Raw genomic sequence first — 1277 nt, 5'->3', positions numbered from 1 at the left:
TGAGCTATGCTGAAGAAACCGTACAACTAAACTTGGTAAACTAAGCGTATTAATCGGAGTTTATCATGACCAAGAAAGTAAGAACCTACAGTGACGAATTTAAAGCCGAAGCTGTTAAAAAGATAGCAGACAACAACGGCAATATTTCAGCGACCGCAAAGCAGCTTGGCATCGCCATGCAGACCTTAACTAATTGGCACAGTAAAGCCAATCAAGGCAAACTTATCGGCACAGAACAATATGATCCTGAGCTTATGGCAGCTATTCAGGAAATAAAGCAGCTCAAGCGGCAACTTAAAGTGGCCGAAGAGGAACGAGAGATATTAAAAAAGGCGACGGCGTACTTCGCGAAAAACAGCTAGTCAAGTACGCCTTTATCAAAGACAACCAGCAAGTCTTTAGCATTAGTAGCATGTGCCGCGTACTACAGGTTAAACCCTCAAGCTACTATGACTGGCTAGGTCGTCATATCAGCTGTCAGCAGGTACATCGTAATCAGTGCGAGTTGTTGGTTAAAGCCGCGCACAGTGAAACCCTCGAACGCTACGGTTTTGAGCGTCTGCATGCGTATCTAAGCGGACAAGGACATAATATTAGTCTATACATGGTCAGAAGCATCAAAGAAGAATTTGGCATCAAATGCCGTCGTCATAAGCGCTTTAAAGTCACCACTGACTCTAATCATCACAAACTGGTCTATCCAAACGTGCTCGATCAGAAGTTTGACACCAGTCGCCCTAATGAGTCTTGGGTTAGCGATATTACTTATATCTGGACAAATGAGGGCTGGCTGTACTTAGCAGGGGTCAAGGACTTATATACCAAAGAGTTGGTCGGTTACGCTATCAACAAACGCATGACTGCTGACTTAGTTTGCAAAGCACTAAATATGGCAATCAAAAACAAACGACCTAATAAAGGGTTAATTGTGCACTCAGACAGAGGTAGTCAATACTGTAGCCATGCGTATCATAAAATCATTAAACAGCACCAGTTTATAGGCTCAATGAGTGGCAAAGGTAATTGCTTTGATAACGCACCCATAGAAAGCTTCTGGAGCATATTAAAGAATGAGCTGGTATATCATAAGGATTATAAAACAAGGTTTGCAGCGATCAACGATATTATTGGCTATATTGAGCTGTACTACAACCAAACGAGGATTCAAAAGGGCTTGAGCTATAAATCGCCAAGACAGGTGTGGTTTGATTATTATCGTCAAGCGGCGTAACTAAAATCTCCCAAGTTTAACTGTACGGATTTGACGGCAGGGGTCA

1 protein-coding gene is annotated in these 1277 nt (G+C 42.5%); it reads left to right on the top strand.

The features are described 5' to 3' along the window. Nucleotides 1-65: 65 nt before the first annotated feature. Nucleotides 66-1231 (top strand): IS3 family transposase gene (locus JMX83_RS14895; protein ID WP_201603366.1). Its coding sequence is split into 2 segments (ribosomal slippage): nucleotides 66-324 and nucleotides 324-1231, totalling 1167 coding nucleotides; the frame shifts between segments, so codons are not numbered across the junction. The last annotated feature ends 46 nt before the right edge of the window (nucleotides 1232-1277 follow it).

Source organism: Psychrobacter piscatorii (assembly GCF_904846415.1).
GTDB lineage: Bacteria > Pseudomonadota > Gammaproteobacteria > Pseudomonadales > Moraxellaceae > Psychrobacter > Psychrobacter piscatorii.
Note: the sequence above shows the minus strand (reverse complement) of the source record. Positions and strands in the feature narration are given on the sequence as shown.